Source organism: Streptomyces sp. NPDC055254 (genome assembly GCF_053606025.1).
Window position 1 is genome coordinate 43,263 of sequence record NZ_JBSGQV010000019.1, and the last position, 22,339, is coordinate 65,601.

The following is a 22,339-nucleotide window of genomic DNA, read 5'->3' on the forward strand; positions in this document are numbered from 1 at the left end:
TCGGGAAGCGCCGACGTGCCCGGCAGAATGACAGCGGCGGTGGACGGGTGGGGATCCGTCCACCGCCTGCTGGCGTAAAGATTTGTTGAACAACAAATGGGTGCGCCCGCCCCCAGGGTGTCAGGGAACCCGGGGGCAGGCGCAGTCAGTGGCCCTCTCGGGCGGGGGTCAGCGGCTGTCGCTGCCCTTCGACTCGGCGGCCGCGCGACCGGCCTCCAGGCGCGCCACCGGAATCCGGAACGGCGAGCAGGAGACGTAGTCGAGGCCCACCTCGTGGAAGAAGTGGACGGACTCGGGGTCGCCGCCGTGCTCGCCGCAGACGCCGAGCTTGAGGTCGGGGCGGGCGGCCCGGCCGGCCTGGACGGCGCTGCGGACCAGCGCGCCGACACCGTCCTTGTCGATGGTCTCGAAGGGCGAGACCCCGAAGATGCCCTTCTCCAGGTACGCGGTGAAGAAGCTGGCCTCGACGTCGTCGCGGGAGAAGCCCCACACCGTCTGGGTCAGGTCGTTCGTACCGAAGGAGAAGAACTGCGCGGCCTCGGCGATCTGACCGGCGGTCAGCGCGGCGCGGGGCAGCTCGATCATGGTGCCGATGGGCAGCGTGAGGCTGATGCCGGTGGCTGCCTCGACCTCGGCGATGACCTGGTCGGCCTCGTCGCGGACGATCTCCAGCTCCTGGACGGTGCCCACGAGCGGGATCATGATCTCGGCGCGCGGGTCGCCCTTGGCGTTCTTGCGCTCGGCCGCGGCCTCGGCGATCGCCCGTACCTGCATGGCGAACAGACCGGGGATGACCAGGCCCAGCCGGACGCCGCGCAGACCCAGCATCGGGTTCTGCTCGTGCAGCTTGTGCACGGCCTGGAGCAGCCGCAGGTCGTTCTCGTTGGCGTCCTTGCGGGACTCGGCGAGGGCGACGCGCACCGACAGCTCGGTGATGTCGGGCAGGAACTCGTGGAGCGGCGGGTCGAGCAGCCGGACGGTGACGGGCAGCCCGTCCATCGCCTCGAAGAGCTCGATGAAGTCCTTCTTCTGGAGCGGCAGGAGGGCACTGAGTGCCTCCTCGCGCTCGCCGTCGGTGTCGGCGAGGATCAGGCGCTCGACCATCTCGCGGCGCTCACCGAGGAACATGTGCTCGGTGCGGCACAGGCCGATGCCCTGGGCGCCGAAGCGGCGGGCGCGCAGCGCGTCCTCGGCGTTGTCGGCGTTGGCGCGCACCCGCAGCCGGCGGACGCGGTCGGCGTAGGCCATGACCCGGTGCACGGCGGCGACGAGCTCATCGGCGTCGTCGGCGCCGGCGTGCATGCGGCCCTCGAAGTACTCGACGACCGGGGAGGGTACGACGGGTACCTCGCCCAGGTAGACCTTGCCGGTGGAGCCGTCGATGGAGACGACGTCGCCCTCTTCGATCACCGTCCCGCCCACGGTCATCCGGCGGCGCTTGGTGTCGACGTCCAGTTCCTCGGCGCCGCAGACACAGGTCTTGCCCATGCCGCGGGCGACGACGGCGGCGTGCGAGGTCTTGCCGCCGCGCGAGGTCAGGATGCCCTCGGAGGCGATCATGCCGTCGAGGTCGTCCGGGTTGGTCTCGCGGCGGATCAGGATGACCTTCTCGCCGGAGCGGGACCACTTGACGGCCGTGTACGAGTCGAAGACGGCCTTGCCGACCGCCGCGCCCGGGGAGGCGGCGATGCCGCGGCCCAGGAGGGTGGTCTTGGCGTCCTCGTCGAAGCGCGGGAACATCAGCTGCGCCAGCTGGGCGCCGTTGACGCGCTGGAGCGCCTCGGCCTCGTCGATCAGGCCCTGGTCCACGAGCTGGGTGGCGATCCGGAAGGCCGCGCCCGCGGTGCGCTTTCCGACGCGGGTCTGGAGCATCCACAGCTGGCCGCGCTCGATGGTGAACTCGATGTCGCAGAGATCCTTGTAGTGGTTCTCCAGCGTCGTCATGATCGTCATGAGCTGGTCGTACGAGGCCTTGTCGATGGACTCCAGGTCCGCGAGCGGCACGGTGTTGCGGATGCCCGCGACGACGTCCTCGCCCTGGGCGTTCTGGAGGTAGTCGCCGTAGACGCCCGCGTGGCCGCTGGCGGGGTCGCGGGTGAAGGCGACGCCGGTGCCGGAGTCGGGACCCAGGTTGCCGAAGACCATGGAGCAGATGTTGACGGCGGTGCCCAGGTCGCTCGGGATGCGTTCCTGGCGGCGGTAGAGCTTGGCGCGGTCGGTGTTCCACGAGTTGAAGACGGCCTCGACGGCGAGGTCCATCTGCTCGCGGGCGTCCTGCGGGAACTCGCGGCCGGCTTCCTTCGCCACGATCTTCTTGAAGTGCTTGACCAGCTTCTTCAGGTCCGCGGCGTCGAGGTCGGTGTCGACGGTGACCTTCTTGGCCGCCTTGGCCTCGTCGAGGGCGTCCTCGAAGAGCTCGCCCTCGACACCCAGGACGGTCTTGCCGAACATCTGGATGAGGCGGCGGTAGGAGTCCCACGCGAAGCGCTCGTCACCGGCCTGGGAGGCGAGGCCGGTCACGGACTCGTCGGAGAGGCCGATGTTGAGGACGGTGTCCATCATGCCGGGCATCGAGAACTTGGCGCCGGACCGCACGGAGACCAGCAGCGGGTCGTCCGACTGGCCGAGCTTCTTGCCCATCTTCGCTTCGAGGGCGTCCAGGTGGGCGCTGACCTCGTCGCGCAGCGCGGCCGGGGCCGTGCCGCTGTCGAGGTAGACCTTGCACGCCTCGGTGGTGATGGTGAAGCCGGGAGGAACCGGGAGGCCCAGGTTGGTCATCTCGGCGAGGTTGGCTCCCTTGCCGCCGAGAAGGTCCTTGAGGTCGCGGTTTCCCTCGGTGAAGTCGTAGACGAACTTCTGATCTTTGTTTTCCGACACGGGTCTCGACTCCTCGAGGACTCGGGTGGCTGCCCTGACGGCCAGGAACATACCCAGATCGAAGGCTTCTGGGTACGTCCACTTGGCGGTCATACGGCTGTAACCACCCGTGCGCCAGGAGATCGAAAGTAACTCATCGGTAGCCCGAACATACGAAGAGTCTTCACATCCCGAAGGGAGTAGTGCTCATCAAGGCTCGATCCTGCTCGGATGAGCGATCATCGATCCCTTTGTGTTCAAGAATTGAACACACAAAGAGTGGCACCCAGTGCCACCCTTTGGAAGTCATACCCGTGACTTTCGCGCTCATGTGAGCGCAAGGCCTCCCATGCGTGGCGTATGTCACGCCACCAATGGCACGCTTTGCCAGCCGTGCTCAGCCTCCGGACGTGTCCAGTTCGGCTTCCTCGCTCACGCCCGCACAGTCGTACGGATCGTTCAGCCAGCCGTCCGGCAGGACAACCCGGTTGTTTCCGGACGTCCGCCCGCGCGGACCGTCCGCACTGTCGGGCCACGCCTGGTCCAGGTCCAGCTCGCTCAGATGAGCGTCCAGCTCGGCCAGGGACGAGGTCACCGCGAGCTTCTTGCGCATCTCGGAACCCACCGAGAAGCCCTTCAAGTACCAGGCCACGTGCTTACGGAAGTCGATCACCCCGCGGGCCTCGTCGCCGATCCACTCCCCCAGCAGCTTCGCGTGCCGGTGCATGGTCGCGGCCACCTCGCGCAGCGTCGGCTCGTGGAAGTCCTCCGGGCGCCCTTCGAAGGCCGCCACCAGGTCATTGAACAGCCACGGCCGCCCCAGGCAGCCGCGCCCTACGACCACGCCGTCGCAGCCCGTCTCGCGGACCATGCGCAGCGCGTCCTCGGCGCACCAAATGTCGCCGTTGCCGAGCACCGGGATCTCCGGCACGTGCTCCTTGAGCCGCGCGATGGCGTCCCAGTCGGCGGTGCCCCCGTAGTGCTGGGCGGTGGTGCGGCCGTGCAGGGCGATGGCGGTGACCCCCTCCTCGACGGCGATGCGGCCCGCGTCGAGGTAGGTGAGGTGCTCGTCGTTGATGCCCTTGCGCATCTTCATGGTCACCGGCAGGTCGCCGGCGCCCGCGACGGCCTCGCGCAGGATCGCGCGCAGCAGGTTCCGCTTGTACGGGAGGGCCGAGCCACCGCCCTTGCGGGTCACCTTGGGGACCGGGCAGCCGAAGTTCAGGTCGATGTGGTCGGCGCGGTCCTCTTCGACGATCATGCGGACCGCCTTCCCGACCGTCGCGGGGTCGACCCCGTACAGCTGGATCGAGCGGGGCTTCTCGGTCTCGTCGAAGTGGATCAGCTGCATGGTCTTCTCGTTGCGCTCGACCAGGGCGCGCGTCGTGATCATCTCGCTCACGAACAGCCCCTTGCCGCCCGAGAACTCGCGGCAGAGGGTACGGAACGGGGCATTGGTGATGCCGGCCATGGGCGCGAGCACCACCGGCGGCTGCACGGTGTGCGGGCCGATCGCGAGAGGCGGCGGGAGCGTGGTCATCCGCCCATTGTCCCGCATGCCGGGCCGGTGCGGCAGACGTACCATCGGCCGCATGATCGAGCCGAGTCAGCCGGGCCGCCGGCAGCGCGTCATCGTCCTGGCGGTCTGCTGCATGAGTCTGCTGATCGTCAGCCTCGACAACACCGTGCTCAACGTGGCGCTCCCCTCGATGCGCCGGGATCTGGACGCGTCCGTCGCCGGGCTGCAGTGGACCATCGACGCCTACACCCTGGTGCTGGCCTCGCTGCTGATGCTCGCGGGCTCCACGGCCGACCGGATCGGCCGCCGCAAGGTGTTCGTCGCGGGCCTGGTGCTCTTCACCGCCGGCTCCGTGCTGTGCTCGCTGGCTCCGAGCCTGGGCTGGCTCGTCGTCTTCCGGATGGTGCAGGCCGTCGGCGGCGCGATGCTGAACCCGGTGGCGATGTCGATCATCACCAACACCTTCACCGATCCCGCCGAGCGGGCCCGGGCCATCGGCGCGTGGGGCGCGGTCGCGGGCATCGCCATGGCCGCGGGTCCGCTGATCGGCGGGGTGCTCGTGGACTCGGTGGGCTGGCGCTCCATCTTCTGGGTCAACCTGCCCTTCGGCCTGCTCGCCCTCGCACTGACCCTGCGCCACATCCCGGAGTCCCGGGCGGCGCGGCCGCGCCGGTTCGATCCGGTCGGCCAGCTGCTGGTGATGGCGCTGCTGGGCAGCCTGACGTACGGGATCATCGAGGCGCCGGCCGCCGGATGGCGCTCGCCGCTGATCGCGGCCTGCGCCGTCGTGGCCGTCGGCTCGCTCGCGGGCCTGCTGATCTACGAGCCTCGGCGGGAGGAGCCGCTGATCGACCTGCGGTTCTTCCGCAGCGCTCCGTTCAGCGGCGCGACCGTGATCGCGGTCAGCGCCTTCGCCGCCATGGCCGGCTTCCTCTTCCTGAACACCCTGTACCTCCAGGACGTGAAGGGGCTCAGCGCCCTGGACGCCGGTCTGTACATGCTGCCGATGGCGGCGCTGACGTTCGCGTTCGCTCCGGTGTCGGGGCGGATGGTGGGGACCCGGGGGCCCCGGCTCCCGCTGCTGATCGCGGGTGTCGCGATGGCCGCGAGCGGGCTGCTGTTCGCCGTCTTCGCCGCCGAGACGTCCATGCCGCTGCTGTTCACCGGGTACGTGCTGTTCGGACTGGGCTTCGGCATGGTGAACGCGCCGGTCACGAACACGGCGGTGTCGGGGATGCCTCGCTCCCAGGCGGGCGTCGCGGCCGCCATCGCCTCCACGAGCCGGCAGACCGGCAGCATGCTGGGCATCGCGATCGTCGGCGCGGTGCTGGCGGCGGGGCTGGCGGGGGGCTCCGACTTCGAGACGGCGGCCCGGCCGGCCTGGTGGATCATCACCCTCTGCGGGGCGCTGGTGCTGGTGGTGGGCCTGGCGTCGAGCGGGGCCTGGGCCCGGGAGACGGCGGCCCGCACGGCCCGGACCCTCGACCCCGCGGGGTCAGCCCGCACGCCGGCGGACGCGTGAGCCCGGACGGTGATCCTGACGCCTGAGGGCGGGCGGCGCGCCTGACGCCGCCTTCGCCCGGTCGGCGCCCGCCCATGCCCGAGTCCGGACGGCGCGCCCCAGTTCAGGCGGCGCGCCCGGGTCCGGGCGGCGCTGCCGCTACTCCTGGCAGTCGAAGTCGTCCGCGTGCACGTCGATCCTCGCGAGCAGGTCGCGCAGCGCGTCCCGGTCGGATTCCGAGAAGCCGGCGAACAGCCCCAGCTCCACCTCGTCGAGCGCCGTGTTCGTCCGACCCAGGGCTGTGGAGCCGGCCTCGGTGATGGCCACGTTGTGGCGTCGCCGGTCGGCCGGATCCCGGCGACGCTCGGCCAGACCGTCGCCCTCCAGGTCGTTCAGGATCCCGACGAGCACGCTCGGGTCCACCTCCAGCCGGTCGGCGAGGGCGCGCTGGCTGATGGGACCGTCCGCCAGATGCATCAGCGTCATCGCGTGCCGCGGGGTGAGTCCGGCCGCGGTGAGGGCCTTCTTCATCCGGACCTGGGTGACCGAGCCGTGCCAGGCGAGCAGCAGTCCGAGCCGTTGCGGGGGGTGCGGTCCGTCCTGAGCTGCCGTCATGTTCCCCATCGTAACAACCGAGAAACGATGGGGATGGACAGATGATTGACAGTGTTCAATGATTGGAGCTCATCGACCGTTGGAGCTCTCCATGTTCATCGCCTACGCCGTCGTCGGCGGCCTGCTCGCTCTCACCCTCACCGCCTCCGCCACCTTCACGCTCCAGCGCAACGACCAGATCGTCGCGAGCATGCGCAAGGTCGAGGTGCCGGACTCCTGGCTGCCACGACTGGCCGCGGTCAAGGCGGTGGGCGCGGTCGGGCTGATAGCGGGCCTGTGGATCGCGCCGCTCGGCGTGGCGGCCGCGATCGGCGTGACCCTCTACTTCGTCGGCGCCGTCATCAGCCACCTGCGGGTCAAGGACTACGAGCTGGCCCCGGCGGCCGTCCTGGCCCTGCTCGCCGCGGCGGCCGTCGCCCTGCGCGCCCTGGCATAGCCCTCCCCGCGGGACAGTTCGAGGCGGTCACCGCCCTGGTCGTCCGGGGCCTGCGGGCCCGACCCGGCCCCGCCCGGACGGAGCGGTGGCCCGGTGCGCCGTGCGCACCGGGCCACCCGGTTTCTCTCCGCCGCGACGGACCTAGCAGCCGAGCAGGCGGCTGCCGAGGTAGCTCTGGATCTGGTCCAGGGAGACGCGCTCCTGCTTCATCGTGTCGCGCTCGCGCACGGTCACGGCGTTGTCGTCCAGGGTGTCGAAGTCGACGGTGACGCAGAACGGCGTACCGATCTCGTCCTGGCGGCGGTAGCGGCGGCCGATGGCGCCGGCGTCGTCGAACTCGATGTTCCAGTTCTTGCGCAGGTCGGCGGCGAGGCCCTTGGCCTTCGGCGACAGCTGCGGGTTGCGGGACAGCGGCAGGACGGCGACCTTGATCGGGGCGAGGCGCGGGTCGAGGCGCATCACGGTGCGCTTCTCCATGACGCCCTTGGCGTTGGGGGCCTCGTCCTCGTTGTACGCGTCGAGCATGAAGGCGAGCATGGCGCGGTTGACACCGGCCGCCGGCTCGATGACGTACGGGGTGTAGCGCTCACCGGCCTCCTGGTCGAAGTAGGTGAGGTCCTGGCCGGAGGCGGCGGAGTGGGCCTTGAGGTCGAAGTCGGTGCGGTTGGCCACGCCTTCGAGCTCGGAGAACTCGTTGCCACCGAAGTTGAAGCGGTACTCGATGTCGGCGGTGCGCTTCGAGTAGTGGGACAGCTTCTCCGCCGGGTGCTCGTACCAGCGGATGTTCTCCTCGCGGATGCCCAGGTCGCGGTACCAGTTCCACCGCTCGGCCATCCAGTACTCCTGCCACTGCTCGTCCTCGCCCGGCTTGACGAAGAACTCCATCTCCATCTGCTCGAACTCGCGCGTGCGGAAGATGAAGTTGCCCGGAGTGATCTCGTTGCGGAAGGACTTGCCCATCTGCGCGATGCCGAAGGGGGGCTTCTTGCGCGAAGTGGTCTGCACCTGGGCGAAGTTGGTGAAGATGCCCTGGGCGGTCTCGGGGCGCAGGAACGCCTTGGAGCCGGTGTCCTGGGTCGGGCCGAGGTGCGTCTCCAGCATGCCGGAGAACTGCTTGGGCTCGGTGAACTGGCCCTTCACGCCGCAGTTGGGGCAGTTGACGTCGGCGAGGCCGTTCGCGGGCAGGCGGCCGTGCTTGGCCTCGTACGCCTCTTCAAGGTGGTCGGCGCGGTGGCGCTTGTGACAGGAGGTGCACTCGGTCAGCGGGTCCGAGAAGGTAGCGACGTGGCCGGAGGCCACCCAGACCTCGGGCGCCAGGATCACGGACGAGTCGATACCGACGATGTCCTCACGGCCGGTGACCATCGCCTTCCACCACTGGCGCTTGATGTTCTCCTTGAGCTCGACACCCAGCGGGCCGTAATCCCAGGCGGCCTTGGAGCCGCCGTAGATCTCACTGCACGGGAAAACGAAGCCACGGCGCTTGCTCAGGCTGACGATGGTGTCGATCTTGTCGGCGGCCACGGTGCTCTCTTCATTACGAGGACGAACGGCGAATGCCTCAGGTTACCGGCGCCCGCACCCCCCCTTTCAAATCGGATCCCCCCTCCAGGCCCTCCGCCGGGCCCGCTCACCTGGGTTTTTGACAATCGTTTCCATTTTTGATGAAAATGGATGTCATGAACGTACGACGCCTCATACCCACCGCCGCCCTCGCCGGAGCCGTCGCCCTCGGCGCCACGGCCCTCACCGCCTGCTCCGCGGACGCCGGTGCCGCGAGCGGCACGGACGGCAAGCTCGACGTGACGGCGTCGTTCTATCCGCTGCAGTTCCTCGCCGAGCAGATCGGCCAGGACCACGTGAAGGTGGAGACCCTGACCAAGCCGGGTGTCGAACCGCACGACCTGGAGATCACCCCCAAGCAGACCGCGCAGCTCTCCGAGGCGGATGTCGTCCTCTACCTCAAGAGCCTGCAGCCCGCCGTCGACAAGGCCGTGACCCAGTCCGGCGTGAAGAACGTCGTCGACGCCGCCACCTTGACCCGGCTCGAAGTCCACGGCGCCCCCGGTCACGGCGAAGAGGGCCACGCGCACACCGACGGCGACGAGCACGCCCAGGACGGCGCCCACACCGAGGGCGACGGCCACGAGCAGGGCGCGGCGGGCGAGGACCCGCACGTCTGGCTCGACCCCGCCAAGTACGCGGAGATCGCCAAGGGCGTCGGCGCCGCCCTGGAGAAGGCCGACCCGGACCACGCGGCCGACTACAAGAAGAACACCGCCGACCTCGTCACCAAGCTGACCGCGCTGGACACCGAGTTCAAGAACGGCCTGGGGAACACGGCCTCCAAGACCTTCATCACCACCCACTCCGCCTTCGGCTACCTCGCCGAGCGCTACGGCCTCGACCAGGAGGGCATCTCCGGCGTCGACCCCGAGTCCGAGCCGAGCCCGGCGCGGATGAAGGAGCTCCAGGCCATCGCGAAGAAGGACAACGTCTCCACGGTGTTCTTCGAGACGCTGGCCAGCGACAAGACGGCCAAGACCCTCGCGCAGGACACCGGCCTGAAGACCGACGTCCTCGACCCGCTTGAGGGAATCACCGACACGTCCCAGGGCGCTGACTACTTCGAGGTCATGCGGTCCAACCTGAAGAACCTCCAGAAGGCGCTCGGAGCCAAGTAATGACACCAGCAGCAACGGAGGCGCGAGCCATGCAGTCCACGCCCCGACAGGCGGATGACCAGCCCGTCATATCCCTGCGCGCGGCCACGGCCTCGCTCGGCTCGCGCCCCGTGCTGCGCGGGGTCGACCTCACCGTCCGCCGCGGTGAGGTCGTCGCGCTGCTCGGAGCCAACGGCTCCGGCAAGTCCACCGCGGTTCGGGCCGTCGTCGGCCAGGTCCCGCTGTCCAGCGGCGCGATCTCCCTCTTCGGAACCGACTTCAAGCGCTTCCGCGACTGGTCGCGCATCGGGTACGTCCCCCAGCGCACCACCGCCGCCAGCGGCGTCCCGGCCACCGTCCGCGAGGTCGTCTCGGCCGGCCGGCTGGCCCGCACCCGCTTCGGCGTCCTGCGCAAGGCCGACAAGGCCGCCGTCGAGCGGGCCCTGGCCCTGGTCGACATGGACTCCTACGCCGACGCCTCGGTCAACGCGCTCTCCGGTGGCCAGCACCAGCGCGTCCTCATAGCCCGGGCGCTCGCCGTCGAGCCGGAGCTGCTGATCATGGACGAGCCGATGGCCGGCGTGGACCTGGCCAACCAGGAGGTCCTGGCCAACGCCCTGCGCCGCCAGGTGGAGGCCGGCACGACCGTCCTGCTCGTCCTGCACGAGCTGGGCCCGCTGGAGCCGCTCATCGACCGGGCCGTGGTCCTGCGCGACGGCTGCGTCACGCACGACGGGCCGCCCCCGGAGGCCGTGGGCCAGCACGCCCTGCCCGGCCACGACCACGTACACCCCCACGCGGCGCACGACGCCGAACCCCTGCGGACGGGACTGCTGAGCTGATGGGCCTCCTCGACTACCCCTTCATGGTGCGCGCGCTGATCGCCGCCGCACTGGTGGGCATCACCGCGCCCGCGATCGGCACGTACCTCGTCCAGCGCCGCCAGGCGGTCATGGGCGACGGCCTCGGCCATGTGGCCATGACCGGTGTGGCCCTCGGCTTCGTGCTCCAGACCAGCCCCGTGTGGATGGCCACGCTGGTGGCGGTCATCGGGGCGGTCGGCATGGAGCTGATCCGCTCCCGCGGCCGGACCAGCGGTGACGTCGCCCTCGCCATGTTGTTCTACGGCGGTCTGGCCGGCGGCGTGATGATCATCAACGTGGGCGGCGGCTCCACCGCCAACCTGCTCGGCTCGATGTTCGGCTCGATCACCACGGTCGCGTCCGAGGACGTCACCGCGATGGCCATCCTCGCCGCCTTCGTCCTCGCCGTCACCATCGGCCTGCGCCGCCAGCTCTTCGCCGTCTGCCAGGACGAGGAGTTCGCCCGGGTCACCGGCCTGCCGGTGCGCGCACTGAACCTGCTGATCGCCGTCACCGCCGCCGTCACCGTCACCGTGGCGATGCGCATCGTGGGCCTGCTGCTCGTCAGCGCCATGATGGTGATCCCCGTCGCGGCCGCCCAGCGGCTCACCCGCGGCTTCGCCGCGACCCTGGGCCTGGCCATCGCGATCAGCCTCGCCGTCTCGCTGACCGGCACCGCCACCACGTACTACGTCGATGCGCCGTCCGGCGCCATGATCGTGCTGCTGGCGATCGGCGTCTTCGTCGTGATGACGGCCCTGTCCGCACCGCTCTCCCGGCGCCGGGCGAAGGCAGCCCGTGCCAACGAGGAGGTCTGCACCGGCGACGACGTGAAGGTCTAGCCGGAGCGGTCTCCTGGCACAATGGGCCGAGGCCGATACGAGGAGGAACCGGTGGCGACTGCGCCTGGCGAGATGAATACCGCGCCAGTACGAGGACGATCCACCCGGCAGCGGGCCGCCGTGGCGGCGGCGCTGGACGAGGTGGACGAGTTCCGCAGCGCCCAGGACCTCCACGACATGCTCAAGCACCGTGGCGATTCCGTGGGCCTGACCACCGTCTACCGCACCCTCCAGTCGCTCGCCGACGCCGGCGAGGTCGATGTCCTGCGGACCAGCGACGGCGAATCCGTCTACCGCCGCTGCTCCACCGGCGACCACCATCACCACCTGGTCTGCCGCAAGTGCGGCAAGGCCGTCGAGGTGGAGGGCCCGGCCGTGGAGAAGTGGGCGGAGTCCATCGCCGCCGAGCACGGCTACGTGAACGTCGCCCACACGGTGGAGATCTTCGGCACCTGCGCGGACTGCGCCGCAGCCGGCTAGAAGCCGGAGGCCGCCGCCGGCCAGAGGCTGCTGCCGGCTAGATCCTGGGCAGGTTCCGGTCGAGGACCGCACGGATCCGGTCGATGTCCCCGGGGGCCGCTGCCGCCTTTTTCGGGAGCCAGCCCAGGTCCCCGTTGGCGAAGACGAGGACGAACAGGTTCCGGGTCTCCGTCCAGCCCCGGTACTTGTCCCATCCGTACGCGATCACCGTGCCGTCGGGCCGGTGGTCGCAGACGCCCCGCTCGGTGAGGACGCAGCGGTACTCCGGGCGCCGTGCCGCCCGGCGGTACATCCGGCGTGCGAGTCGGCGCAGGTCCAGGAAGAGGCAGAGGGCGCCCAGCGCCGCCCCGACCGCGCCCGCGAAGGCCAGGCCGGCCGGGTCCGTCCCCCGGCCGTGCTGGACCACGATCAACACGAGCGGCACCAGGGGAACCAGCACCAGCCACAGCAGCGCCTGCGTGCGCCCGGCGGGCGACCCGAGCGCGCGCCACCGCAGCACCTCCCGTACGTCGCGGCGGGCCGCGCCGTAGTGCAGCTCCACCGCCCGGTCCATCATGTCCATGGCGGTGGAGCCTAGCGGCCTGTCAGCCCGCGGAGCCCTCCGCCTGGTTCGGGACGGCGCCGCCGAAGCGGCGGTCGCGCTGGGCGTACTCCAGGCAGGCCGCCCAGAGGTTGCGCCGGTCGAAGTCCGGCCACAGCACGTCTTGGAAGACCATCTCCGCGTACGCGCTCTGCCAGAGCAGGTAGTTGGACGTGCGCTGCTCACCGCTCGGGCGCAGGAACAGGTCCACGTCCGGCATGTCCGGGTAGTACATGTACTTCGCGAAGGTCTTCTCGTTCACCTTCGACGGGTCGAGCCGGCCCGCGGCCACGTCCCGGGCGATCGCCTGCGCCGCGTCCGCGATCTCCGCGCGGCCGCCGTAGTTGACGCAGAAGTACAGGGTCATGGCGTCGTTGTCGACGGTCTGCTCCTGGGCGACCTGGAGCTCCTGGACGACGGACTTCCACATCTTCGGCATGCGGCCGACCCAGCGGATGCGGATGCCCAGCTCGTTCATCTCGTCGCGGCGGCGCCGGATGACGTCACGGTTGAAGTTCATCAGGAAGCGGACCTCGTCGGGCGAGCGCTTCCAGTTCTCCGTCGAGAAGGCGTACAGGGAGAGGTTCTTGACACCCATCTCCAGGCAGCCCTTGAGCACGTCCAGCACGACGCCCTCGCCGACCTTGTGGCCCTCGGTGCGCGGCAGACCGCGCTCCTTGGCCCAGCGGCCGTTGCCGTCCATGACGACCGCGACGTGGTTCGGGACGAGCTCGCCGGGGATCTTCGGCGGGCGCTCACCGGACGGGTGCGGCTCGGGAACCTTGTACTCCCGGCGAGAGCGTCCCAGAATCCCGCGTCGTGCCATGTGCCCAGCTCCTATTTCTCGACGTATCGCAGGGAGCGTAGCCCGCGCTCCAGATGCCAGTGCAAATAGGCGGAGACCAGCCCGCTGCCCTCCCGCACGTGACGCGCCTCGCACGCGTCGGCGTGCCCCCAGTCGCCCGTCAGCAGTGCGCTGAGCAGGGCGATGGCCTCCGACGAGGGTACGACGCTGCCGGGCACCCGGCAGTCCCCGCATATGACCCCGCCCGCGGCGACGGAGAAGTGGCGGTTGGGGCCGTGGATCCCGCACTTCGCGCAGTCCTCGAAACTGGGCGCGTAGCCGTTGACGGCGAGGGAGCGCAGCAGGAACGCGTCGAGGATCAGGTGCGGTTCGTGTTCGCCTCGCGAGAGGGTGCGCAGGGCTCCCACGAGCAGCAGGTACTGCTGCACGGAGGGCTCGCCCTCGTTCTCCGTGAACCGCTCGGCGGTCTCCAGCATGGCGGTGCCGGCGGTGTAGCGGGCGTAGTCGGTGACGATGCCGTTGCCGTACGGGGCGATGATCTCGGTCTGGGTGCAGAGCGGGAGGCTGCGGCCGATCAGCTCGCTGCCCCGGGCGAAGAACTGCACGTCGGCGTGGGAGAAAGGTTCCAGCCGGGCGCCGAACTTGGACTTCGTGCGCCGCACCCCTCGGGCGACCGCGCGGACGCGGCCGTGGCCCCGGGTCAGCAGCGTGATGATGCGGTCCGCCTCACCCAGCTTCTGGGTGCGCAGCACGATGCCGTCGTCGCGGAACAGACTCATGGGCCCATTGTCGCCTGTGCGGAGGCCGGCTCGGGGACGGCCCCGGGCGCGGAGGGCCCGGACGGCGCCGGCCCGCCGTCCGGACGGGGGTCCGGGCGGCGGGCGTCGCCCCTCGGGGGAGGAGGGATCAGGGGGCGGGGGTCTGCTGCGCGCCGTCCGCCGTGCCGCTCGGGGCGGGGGCGCCCCCGCCCGCGGCCGCGGCAGCCGCGGGGGCCTCGTCCGGGCCGTCCGCCGGGGCCGCCACCTGGGCGGGCAGTTCGACCGTCGGGACCGCCGGCTCCTCCTTGGACAGCCCGTTGAAGATCAGGTTGAGGACGATGGCGGCCGTGGCGCCCAGGGTGACACCGCTGTTCAGGAGCGAGGACAGGTCCGCGTCCATGTGCTCGGTGAAGAAGACCGGGACCGTCGCGGGGAGCAGGGCGAAGGCGAGGGAGACGCCCACGATCAGGGCGTTCTTCTCCTCCTTGAGGTCGACCTTGGCCAGGGTCTGGATACCGGCCAGGGCGACCATGCCGAACATGACGGTCGCGGCGCCGCCGAGGACACCGTGCGGGACGGCGGCGACGATCGCGGCGGCCTTGGGCAGCAGCCCCAGGACGATCATGAAGACACCGGCGGCGACCACCACGAACCGGCTCTTCACCTTCGTCATCCGCACCAGGCCGACGTTCTCCGCGAAGGCCACGTACGGGAAGGAGTTGAGGACACCGCCCAGCGCGGTCGCGGCGCCGTCGGCACGCAGGGCGCGGGCCACGGTCTCGCTGTCGACCTCCTTGCCGACGATGTCGCCGACGGCGTAGGTGTCACCGGTCGTCTCGACCATGGTGATCAGCATGACGATGAGCATGAGGACGATCGGGAACCACTCGAACTGCGGCATGCCGAAGTGGAAGGGGGTGGTGACGCCGATCCAGTCGGAGTCACCGACGTCGCCGAACTTCGCGTCCCCGAGGAGGAAGGCGACCAGGGTGCCGCCGACCAGGCCCAGCAGGATGGAGATGCTGGAGAGGAACGGCTTGCCCAGCTTCATCAGGACGAGGATGAAGAGCATCGTGCCGCCGGCGTAGGCGAAGTGCTTCGGGTCGCCGAAATCAGGGCTGCCGAGGCCACCGGCCGCGTCGTTGAGGCCGACCGGTATCAGCACGATGCCCAGAACGGTGATCACGGTGCCCGTGACGACCGGCGGGAACAGCCGCATGACCGTCCGGAACGCCTTGGCGGGGAGCCAGGCGAAGGCGAAGGTCGCGATGCCGGCCGTGATGACCGCGCCGTAGATGACCAGGAGTGCGGCGGTGCCGCCTCCGGCGCCGAGCCCGATGGCGATCATCGGGGAGACGGCGGTGAAGGTCACGCCCTGGATCAGGGGCAGTCGCGCGCCGATCCGGCCGATGCCCCAGGCCTGGATGATCGAGGCGATACCGCAGGTGAAGAGGTCCGCGTTGATCAGGTAGACGAGCTGTTCGGGGCTCAGCTTCAGCGCGTTGCCGACGATGATCGGGACGATCACCGCGCCGGCGTAGAACGCGAGTACGTGCTGGAAGCCGTACAGCGCGAGCTTGGGGAGGGGGAGCACCTCGTCGACCGGGTGCGTGCTCTGCTCTCCGCTGGAGGAAAGCCGGGCGGCGACACGTGCCATCTCTGCCTTGCCCTTCAATGAGGTAGGTGAGTGGGAGAGATCTGTGAGCCCTGGCCGGAGTGGGTCGCTAACCCGTTGGTCCGCCGGGGTCGTCCGTACGTACACGTGGATCGAAGCCTCGCCGTGTTACCGGCGGCGTCTCGCCGTGTGACCGGAATTGAACGCCCGTGGGAGGCCTCACAGATATCGTCGACTTCCACAAATTGTTGACGCTCAGAGAGACCCGATCTGTAGGTTTCTCCAGTGGCGCGGACCGGATCGCAGGCGTATGTCCGCGAACCCGCGACGACGGCTCCGGAGGTGCGCAACCGCGCACGGCAGGGGCGACGACCTGCGGAAACCCGCTTCACCTAGCGGCGCACCGCACATCCGGAGCCTCCACTCCACCCGTCCAAAGGGTGGATGGTCAGCACTCGGAACTGCCGGTTCCGCACCCTCACAGGGTCTGCGGAACGCCGGATCTCGGACGTGCGAGGCCGGATCGTTACGTCGTACGGAGCCATTCCGGCCGGTTTCGGGGACGGGCGGGCGGTGGTCGTAGGAGGGGACCGACCGTGCACCGCCCCGACCCGCGCTACGGGGCCCGGACCGCCGACAGCAGCCGGGCCACCTCCTCCGCGTCGATCCGCAGGGCCGCGCCCACGGTGGCGAGCACCTCGCGCTCGGCCGGGATGTACGGGCCGTCCGCGAGGGCCACCCGCGCGCCCTGGAGCAGGATCGACTCGCGGCCCGGTCCGGCCAGGTGCGGCGCCAGCGGCTCAAGGGCCTCGTGGAGCTCGATCGACAGGGCGGCCCCGCAGCACTCCGGGACGTCGTACAGCCCCAGCCGGCCCTCGTCGGCGGACAGCGCCTCCACGAGGGACTCCAGCTGCTCCTCCGTGCAGTCCTGGAAGCCGGCCGTCCGTACGGACCACACGGCGGCCTCCAGGGCGCTGCGCGAGGCCGTACCGCCCGCGGCGAGCACGGCCAGGGTCACGGTGTGCACCGCGTCGCGCAGCAGCGCCGTGAAGCGGGTGGTGGTGAGGTGGTCCAAGGCGTCCGTGTCGAAGCGCTCGCGGCAGCCTTGGCACTCGATGACGGGTCCGGCCTGCCCGCGCGGCAGCAGCGGCACGCCGAGGACGGTGAAACGGCGGCGACCGGTGCGCCGGCGGTAGTTGCGGTCACCACCGCAGGCGGGGCAGAAGAACTCCCCGTCGCCCACGGTGCTCCAGGTGGTACGGGTGCCCCAGACCGTCAGCTTCCGGCCGTCCCCACCCCGAACTGGCAGCACGTCGCACCTCCGTCGCCTTCCGGCAGCACCGCCGGGTGGGCGTGATGTTAGCCACATCGGTGAGCGTGCGTCAGCTATGCGGCAGGACAACCTGCGCCGGGGACCGGACTTGGCCGGTCTGCGCCCCCGGTTCCGGCCGTTCTCCGCGGGAACGGCCCCATGAGCGAGAGGTCCCGCCCGGTCGCGGCGGTCCCTCTTTCGGGTGTACGGCAGACCGGCCCCGAGGGCGGGGCCGGGTGACGACGGCCGGCCCGGCGACGCGGGCGCCCCGCCCCTCCGTCGGGAGGGGCGGGGCGCCCGCGGTCAGTGGTCGGCCGCGGTCAGCGGCCCGCGCGGTTGACGGCGGAGATGACCGCCTTGAGCGAGGCGCGGGTGGTGTTGGCGTCGATGCCGATGCCCCACAGGACCCGGCCGTCGATGGCGCACTCGATGTACGAGGCGGCCACGGCGGAGGCGCCCTCGCTCATGGTGTGCTCGGTGTAGTCCAGCAGTCGGGCGTCGATGCCGATGCCGGCCAGGGCGTCGAAGAAGGCCGAGATCGGACCGTTGCCGGTGCCGTTCAGCACGGTCTCCACGCCGTCCACGACCGCCTCGACGGTCAGCGTGTCCGTGCCGTCCTTGTCGGTGGCCGTGGAGCCGGAGCGCAGCTGGACGCGGCCCCAGGGGTTGGCCGGGTTGGGCAGGTACTCGTCCGAGAAGACGTCCCAGATCGCCTTCGGCGTGACCTCGCCGCCCTCGGCGTCGGTCTTGGCCTGGATGATCCGGGAGAACTCGATCTGCATGCGGCGCGGCAGGTCCAGCTTGTGGTCGTTCTTCAGGACGTACGCGATGCCGCCCTTGCCCGACTGCGAGTTGACGCGGATGACGGCCTCGTAGGAACGGCCGACGTCCTTCGGGTCGATGGGCAGGTAGGGCACGGCCCACTCGAGATCATCGACGGTGACGCCCGGGCCGGCGGCGGCCGCGGCGGCCTCCATGGCGTCGAAGCCCTTCTTGATGGCGTCCTGGTGAGAGCCGGAGAAGGCGGTGTAGACCAGGTCGCCCGCGTAGGGGTGGCGCGGGTGGACCTCCATCTGGTTGCAGTACTCGCTCGTGCGGCGGATCTCGTCGATCTGCGAGAAGTCGATCTGCGGGTCGATGCCCTGGGAGAACAGGTTCATGCCCAGGGTGATCAGGTCGACGTTGCCGGTGCGCTCGCCCTGCCCGAACAGGCAGCCCTCGATGCGGTCGGCGCCGGCCATCAGGGCCAGCTCGGCCGCGGCGACGGCGGTTCCGCGGTCGTTGTGCGGGTGGACGGAGATGCAGATGTGCTCGCGGCGGGTCAGGTTGCGGGCCATCCACTCGAAGCGGTCCGCGTGCGTGGACGGCGTCGAACGCTCCACGGTGGCGGGCAGGTTCAGGATGATCTCGCGGCCCTCGGCCGGCTGCCACACGTCGCAGACGGCCTCGCAGACCTCCAGGGCGAAGTCCAGCTCGGTGTCGGTGAAGATCTCGGGGCTGTACTGGTAGCCGAAGGTGGTCTCGGGGCCCAGCAGCTTCCCGGCGTACTCCATGACCAGGCGGGTGCCGTCGACGGCGATCTGCTTGATCTGCTGCTTGGAGCCGCGGAAGACGACCCTGCGGAAGGTCGGGGCGGTCGCGTTGTACAGGTGCACGGTGGCGCGCTTGGCGCCCACCAGGGACTCCACGGTCCGCTCGATCAGGTCCTCGCGGGCCTGGGTCAGTACGGAGATGGTGACGTCGTCCGGGATCGCGCCCTCTTCGATGATGGAGCGCACGAAGGCGAAGTCGGTCTCGCCGGAGGAGGGGAAGCCGACCTCGATCTCCTTGTAGCCCATGCGCACCAGCAGGTCGAACATCTCGCGCTTGCGGGCGGGGGTCATCGGGTCGATCAGCGACTGGTTGCCGTCGCGCAGGTCGGTGGACAGCCAGCGGGGAGCCTTGGTGACGCGGGCGTTCGGCCAGGTGCGGTCCGGGATCTCGACCTGCTCGTAGAAGCCGTACTTGTGGATCGGCATGCCGGAGGGCTTCTGGGTGTGGGTCGCGTTGGTGATGGGCGTGGGGCGACCGACAAAAGGCTGCTGGCTCATGGCGTTGGGCTCCTCGCGTGTCCGCGTGTAGTTCGCTGGGACGGCCGACCGCGGTCGTGAGAACCGCACACCGAACTCCGCGGGGAGGGGGTCGGCCTACGACTACAGACCCTCGCCGCGGCGGCTAAGGAGAAGCAGCCCGAAACGCATGATGGACCGAGCCTAGCCGAGCCGCGCCGTGACGCGAGGGTCTGTTTCAGTATGCAAGACCCTCGTGTCCGAATTGCATCAAATGTAAGCCAAGCTTCTTTTTTGTCCGAGAGGTCCGCGCGAACTGTCAATCTGGCGTCCGTACCGTCAGACGAGCGAATGAATCATGGTCGCAGCTAGTGACAGGAACGTGACTCACTGCCACATTGCCGGTCATGGATGCCTCCCTCTCCCCCCGCCACCCCGTCTTCTGCACCGTGGTGCCCCCGCACCTGCTCGACAAGGCGGCCCGGTCCGGCGACTCCCGGCGCGCCGACCTCGCGCAGCGCACCCTGGAACGCGACTCCCTGCTGCGCACCCGGCGCCGGGTGACCACCGTGCGGGCGGTCGCGCCCACCCTGGGCGCACCCGTCCCCGACGGGCCGGAGCGGACCCTCTACGACGCCCAGCACCTCACCCGGCTGCCGGGGAAGAAGGTGCGCGGCGAGGGCGACCCGGCGGGCAAGGACGCCACCGTCAACCGCGCGTACGCGGGGCTCGGGGCGACGTACGAGCTGTTCCTCCAGGCCTTCGGGCGGCGCTCGATCGACGATGCGGGCCTGCCGCTCGACGCGACCGTCCACTACGGCGAGGAGTACAACAACGCCTTCTGGGACGGCCGGCAGATGGTCTTCGGCGACGGCGACGGGGACCTCTTCCTCGACTTCACCGTCGCGGTGGACGTCATCGGGCACGAGCTGGCCCACGGCGTGACCCAGTACACGGCGAACCTGGACTACTACGGGCAGTCCGGCGCCCTCAACGAGTCCATGTCGGACGTCTTCGGCTCGCTGATCAAGCAGTACACCCTGGAGCAGACGGCGGAGGAGGCCGACTGGCTGATCGGCGCCGGGCTGCTCGGGCCGAACGTGACCGGGGTGGCGCTGCGCTCCATGAAGGCGCCCGGGACGGCGTACGACGACGACGAGCTGGGCAAGGACCCGCAGCCGGGAACGATGGACGACTACGTGGAGACCCGGCGGGACAACGGCGGGGTGCACATCAACTCCGGCATCCCGAACCACGCCTTCTACATCGTCGCGACCGAACTGGGCGGCAAGGCCTGGGAGCGGGCCGGTCAGGTCTGGTACGACACCCTGACGGGCGGCGGGCTGACCCCGGACGCGGACTTCCGGGACTTCGCGCGGCTGTCGGCGGCGGCGGCCGTCGCCCGGTACGGGGACGGCGGCGCGGAGCACCGGGCGCTCCAGAAGGCGTGGTCCGCGGTGGGCGTCCCGCTCGTGGGGTAGACGGCTCCCATGCGTATTCAGGTGGTGCGGACGGGCGGCTTCGCGGGCATCGAGCGGCGGGCGGAGGTGGACACCTCGGGTCGGGCGGACGAGGACGAATGGCAGGCCCTGGTGCGACGGGCCCTGCGGCCGGGTCCGCCACAGGATCCGGCGGACCGGGTACGGGACGGGTTCTCGTACCGGATCACGGTGGACGAGCGGACGGTGGCCTGCCGGGAGCCGCACCTGACGGAGGCGCAGCGGGCCCTGATCTCGCGCGTGCTGAAGGAGGGTGCCTGAGGGCGCCCGAGGGCCCGCTCCCGAGCGCCTCGATATCGGGGTGCCCGGGCGGCGGCCTTTTGCTTGGATGGCCGGATGTCCGACCAAATGATCGAAACGACGCTGTCCGAGATCGAGCGGTACTACGACGCGGTGCCGCGCGTGGGCGGGGCGCGGGCCGAGGACTTCGGCCCGCTGACCCTGTTCGTCCAGGAGGGCGACGGCTGGCCGTACTACGCGCGGCCCGCCCTCGGCGGCGCCGGCGCCACGCCTGCCGACGTGGAGCGGGTCCGGGCCCGTCAGCGCGAGTTGGGGGTCCCCGAGGCCTTCGAGTGGGTGGCCGAGACCAGCCCCTCCCTCCGGACCGCCGCGCAGGCGGCGGGACTGCACGTCCACGCGCATCCCCTGATGGTCCTGGACCCGGCCGCGGTGGTGGTCCCCGCCCTCCCGGAGGTGCGCCTGCTCGGCGCGGACGACCCGCTGCTGGCGGCCGCGGCGACGGTCCCGGTGCTCGCCTTCGCGGACCCCGGGACGGGGGTGGGCGAAGCGGGCCCCGCCGAGCTGGCGGCGGCGACGGCGGAGCCCGACGCCGCGGCCCGCCGCGAGCGGGTGTCCGCGATGCTGGCATCGGGCCGCACCGTCATGGCGGCGGCCGCGCGGGACGGCGTGGTGCTGTGCTCGGGGCAGTACAACCCGGTTGACGACGTCGCCGAGGTGGTGGCTGTCGCCACCCTGCCCGCGGCGCGGCGCCGGGGCCTGGCCCTCGGGGTGACGGCGGCTCTGGTCGCGCGGGCCCGGGAGAGCGGGATCCGTACGGTCTTCCTCTCGGCCGGCGACGAGGACGTGGCGCGCGTCTACGCCCGTATCGGCTTCCGCCGGGTGGCGACGGCCCTGATCGCGGAGCCGCCGGCCGCCTGACCCGCCGAAGGATTTGCCGGAACGGCAAGGATGTTTGCCTCCCCGACTGCCCCGGCGGAGCATCGGTCGCACAGGCACGCAGACAGAGAAGAGGCCGCCGTGACCGAGCACGCGCACACCCACGACACCCACGACGCGCACGACGACGCCCTTGACGGCCGGCCCGTCGGGGGCGAGGACTTCTGGGACGACCGCTACCGCGAGAGCGACCGCATCTGGAGCGGCAACGCCAACGCCGTCCTGGTGCGGGAGGTCCAGGGGCTCACCCCCGGCCGGGCCCTCGACCTCGGCTGCGGCGAGGGGGCCGACGCGGTGTGGCTGGCCCGGATGGGCTGGCGGGTCACCGGGACCGACATCTCGGGGGTGGCACTGGGGCGGGCGGCCGAGCACGCCGCGGAGGCCGGTGTCACCGACCGCGTGGAGTGGCAGCGGCACGACTTCACGGAGTCCTTCCCCGACGGGGAGTTCGACCTCGTCTCGGCCTGCTTCCTGCACACCTACGGCGAGTTCCCGCGGCCCCGGGTCCTGCGCACGGCCGCCGCGGCCGTGGCCCCCGGCGGGATCCTCCTGGTGGTCGGCCACGCGGGCAGCCCCTCATGGGCCCCGGACGAGCACCACCCGGGGATCGCGCTGCCCACGCCCCAAGAGGTCCTGGACCAGCTGGAGCTCCCGGAGGGCGGCTGGGAGGTCCTGCTCGCGGAGGAACACGTACAGACCATGAAGGCGCCCGACGGCAGCGCCGGGACCCGCCCCGACAACGTGGTGAAGGTCCGGCGCCTGCCCTGACCG

20 protein-coding genes are annotated in these 22,339 nt (G+C 70.6%); 10 read left to right on the plus strand and 10 right to left on the minus strand.

Features of this window, described 5'->3' with window-relative positions; translation table 11 throughout:
• Positions 1 to 168: 168 nt before the first annotated feature.
• Entirely contained in the window at positions 169 to 2,877 is a 2,709-nt protein-coding gene (gene ppdK, locus ACWFQ8_RS19530; RefSeq protein ID WP_453787494.1) for a pyruvate, phosphate dikinase, read from the minus strand.
• A 376-nt stretch (positions 2,878 to 3,253) separates the two neighbouring features.
• Positions 3,254 to 4,414: a tRNA dihydrouridine synthase DusB gene (gene dusB / locus ACWFQ8_RS19535; protein WP_453787557.1), complete on the minus strand. Its 1,161-nt coding sequence runs from the start codon at positions 4,412 to 4,414 to the stop codon at positions 3,254 to 3,256.
• Between the two features lie 34 nt (positions 4,415 to 4,448).
• On the opposite strand from dusB, the gene ACWFQ8_RS19540 reads away from it, so the two are divergent.
• Positions 4,449 to 5,897: an MFS transporter gene (locus tag ACWFQ8_RS19540; RefSeq protein WP_453787495.1), complete on the plus strand. Its 1,449-nt coding sequence runs from the start codon at positions 4,449 to 4,451 to the stop codon at positions 5,895 to 5,897.
• A gap of 138 nt (positions 5,898 to 6,035) precedes the next feature.
• On the opposite strand, the gene ACWFQ8_RS19545 is transcribed toward ACWFQ8_RS19540, so the two are convergent.
• Positions 6,036 to 6,491, minus strand: a complete 456-nt coding sequence (locus tag ACWFQ8_RS19545) for a MarR family winged helix-turn-helix transcriptional regulator (protein WP_453787496.1) — start codon at positions 6,489 to 6,491, stop codon at positions 6,036 to 6,038.
• Between the two features lie 91 nt (positions 6,492 to 6,582).
• Here ACWFQ8_RS19545 and ACWFQ8_RS19550 point away from each other — a divergent pair, with 91 nt between their 5' ends.
• A complete protein-coding gene (locus ACWFQ8_RS19550) occupies positions 6,583 to 6,927 on the plus strand; it encodes a DoxX family protein (protein ID WP_453787497.1) in 345 nt (114 codons plus the stop codon).
• Positions 6,928 to 7,068: 141 nt separating this feature from the next.
• Here ACWFQ8_RS19550 and ACWFQ8_RS19555 read toward each other — a convergent pair whose 3' ends face one another.
• A complete protein-coding gene (locus ACWFQ8_RS19555) occupies positions 7,069 to 8,451 on the minus strand; it encodes a glycine--tRNA ligase (RefSeq protein ID WP_453787498.1) in 1,383 nt (460 codons plus the stop codon).
• Positions 8,452 to 8,606: 155 nt separating this feature from the next.
• On the opposite strand from ACWFQ8_RS19555, the gene ACWFQ8_RS19560 reads away from it, so the two are divergent.
• From ACWFQ8_RS19560 to ACWFQ8_RS19575, 4 genes are read left to right on the plus strand one after another with little or no spacing between them, the layout of a single operon-like run.
• On the plus strand, positions 8,607 to 9,611 hold the full coding sequence (locus tag ACWFQ8_RS19560) for a metal ABC transporter substrate-binding protein (RefSeq protein WP_453787499.1): 1,005 nt from the start codon (positions 8,607 to 8,609) through the stop codon (positions 9,609 to 9,611).
• 29 nt (positions 9,612 to 9,640) lie between these two features.
• Positions 9,641 to 10,432, plus strand: coding sequence for a metal ABC transporter ATP-binding protein (locus ACWFQ8_RS19565; protein WP_453787500.1), 792 nt, complete (start codon positions 9,641 to 9,643; stop codon positions 10,430 to 10,432).
• Positions 10,432 to 11,295 (plus strand): metal ABC transporter permease, encoded by an 864-nt coding sequence (locus tag ACWFQ8_RS19570; protein WP_453787501.1) that lies wholly within the window; start codon positions 10,432 to 10,434, stop codon positions 11,293 to 11,295. The genes ACWFQ8_RS19565 and ACWFQ8_RS19570 overlap by 1 nt, the downstream gene beginning before the upstream one ends.
• Before the next feature lie 51 nt (positions 11,296 to 11,346).
• Positions 11,347 to 11,775 carry a Fur family transcriptional regulator gene (locus ACWFQ8_RS19575; protein ID WP_453787502.1) on the plus strand — a complete coding sequence of 143 codons (429 nt, stop codon included), beginning with the start codon at positions 11,347 to 11,349 and terminating at the stop codon, positions 11,773 to 11,775.
• Positions 11,776 to 11,812: 37 nt separating this feature from the next.
• On the opposite strand, the gene ACWFQ8_RS19580 is transcribed toward ACWFQ8_RS19575, so the two are convergent.
• The 6 genes from ACWFQ8_RS19580 to leuA all read right to left on the minus strand — a co-directional run bounded on the left by ACWFQ8_RS19580 (position 11,813) and on the right by leuA (position 18,935).
• On the minus strand, positions 11,813 to 12,337 hold the full coding sequence (locus tag ACWFQ8_RS19580; protein WP_453787503.1) for a hypothetical protein: 525 nt from the start codon (positions 12,335 to 12,337) through the stop codon (positions 11,813 to 11,815).
• Positions 12,338 to 12,359: 22 nt separating this feature from the next.
• The gene (locus ACWFQ8_RS19585; protein WP_030162777.1) at positions 12,360 to 13,181 is read right to left on the minus strand and encodes an isoprenyl transferase; all 822 of its coding nucleotides are present in this window, start codon (positions 13,179 to 13,181) and stop codon (positions 12,360 to 12,362) included.
• An 11-nt stretch (positions 13,182 to 13,192) separates the two neighbouring features.
• On the minus strand, positions 13,193 to 13,939 hold the full coding sequence (gene recO, locus ACWFQ8_RS19590) for a DNA repair protein RecO (RefSeq protein WP_453787504.1): 747 nt from the start codon (positions 13,937 to 13,939) through the stop codon (positions 13,193 to 13,195).
• A 127-nt stretch (positions 13,940 to 14,066) separates the two neighbouring features.
• Positions 14,067 to 15,575 (minus strand): nucleobase:cation symporter-2 family protein, encoded by a 1,509-nt coding sequence (locus ACWFQ8_RS19595; protein WP_453787505.1) that lies wholly within the window; start codon positions 15,573 to 15,575, stop codon positions 14,067 to 14,069.
• 574 nt (positions 15,576 to 16,149) lie between these two features.
• Positions 16,150 to 16,845, minus strand: a complete 696-nt coding sequence (locus ACWFQ8_RS19600) for a TerB family tellurite resistance protein (RefSeq protein WP_453787506.1) — start codon at positions 16,843 to 16,845, stop codon at positions 16,150 to 16,152.
• Between the two features lie 320 nt (positions 16,846 to 17,165).
• The gene (leuA, locus tag ACWFQ8_RS19605; protein ID WP_453787507.1) at positions 17,166 to 18,935 is read right to left on the minus strand and encodes a 2-isopropylmalate synthase; all 1,770 of its coding nucleotides are present in this window, start codon (positions 18,933 to 18,935) and stop codon (positions 17,166 to 17,168) included.
• 365 nt (positions 18,936 to 19,300) lie between these two features.
• On the opposite strand from leuA, the gene ACWFQ8_RS19610 reads away from it, so the two are divergent.
• The 4 genes from ACWFQ8_RS19610 (at position 19,301) to ACWFQ8_RS19625 (ending at position 22,336) form a co-directional block, all read left to right on the plus strand.
• A complete protein-coding gene (locus ACWFQ8_RS19610; protein ID WP_453787508.1) occupies positions 19,301 to 20,374 on the plus strand; it encodes a M4 family metallopeptidase in 1,074 nt (357 codons plus the stop codon).
• Positions 20,375 to 20,383: 9 nt separating this feature from the next.
• Positions 20,384 to 20,653: a protealysin inhibitor emfourin gene (locus tag ACWFQ8_RS19615; RefSeq protein WP_453787509.1), complete on the plus strand. Its 270-nt coding sequence runs from the start codon at positions 20,384 to 20,386 to the stop codon at positions 20,651 to 20,653.
• A 75-nt stretch (positions 20,654 to 20,728) separates the two neighbouring features.
• Complete coding sequence (locus ACWFQ8_RS19620; protein WP_453787510.1) at positions 20,729 to 21,550, plus strand: GNAT family N-acetyltransferase; 822 nt, start codon at positions 20,729 to 20,731, stop codon at positions 21,548 to 21,550.
• 99 nt (positions 21,551 to 21,649) lie between these two features.
• Positions 21,650 to 22,336: an SAM-dependent methyltransferase gene (locus tag ACWFQ8_RS19625; protein ID WP_453787511.1), complete on the plus strand. Its 687-nt coding sequence runs from the start codon at positions 21,650 to 21,652 to the stop codon at positions 22,334 to 22,336.
• The last annotated feature ends 3 nt before the right edge of the window (positions 22,337 to 22,339 follow it).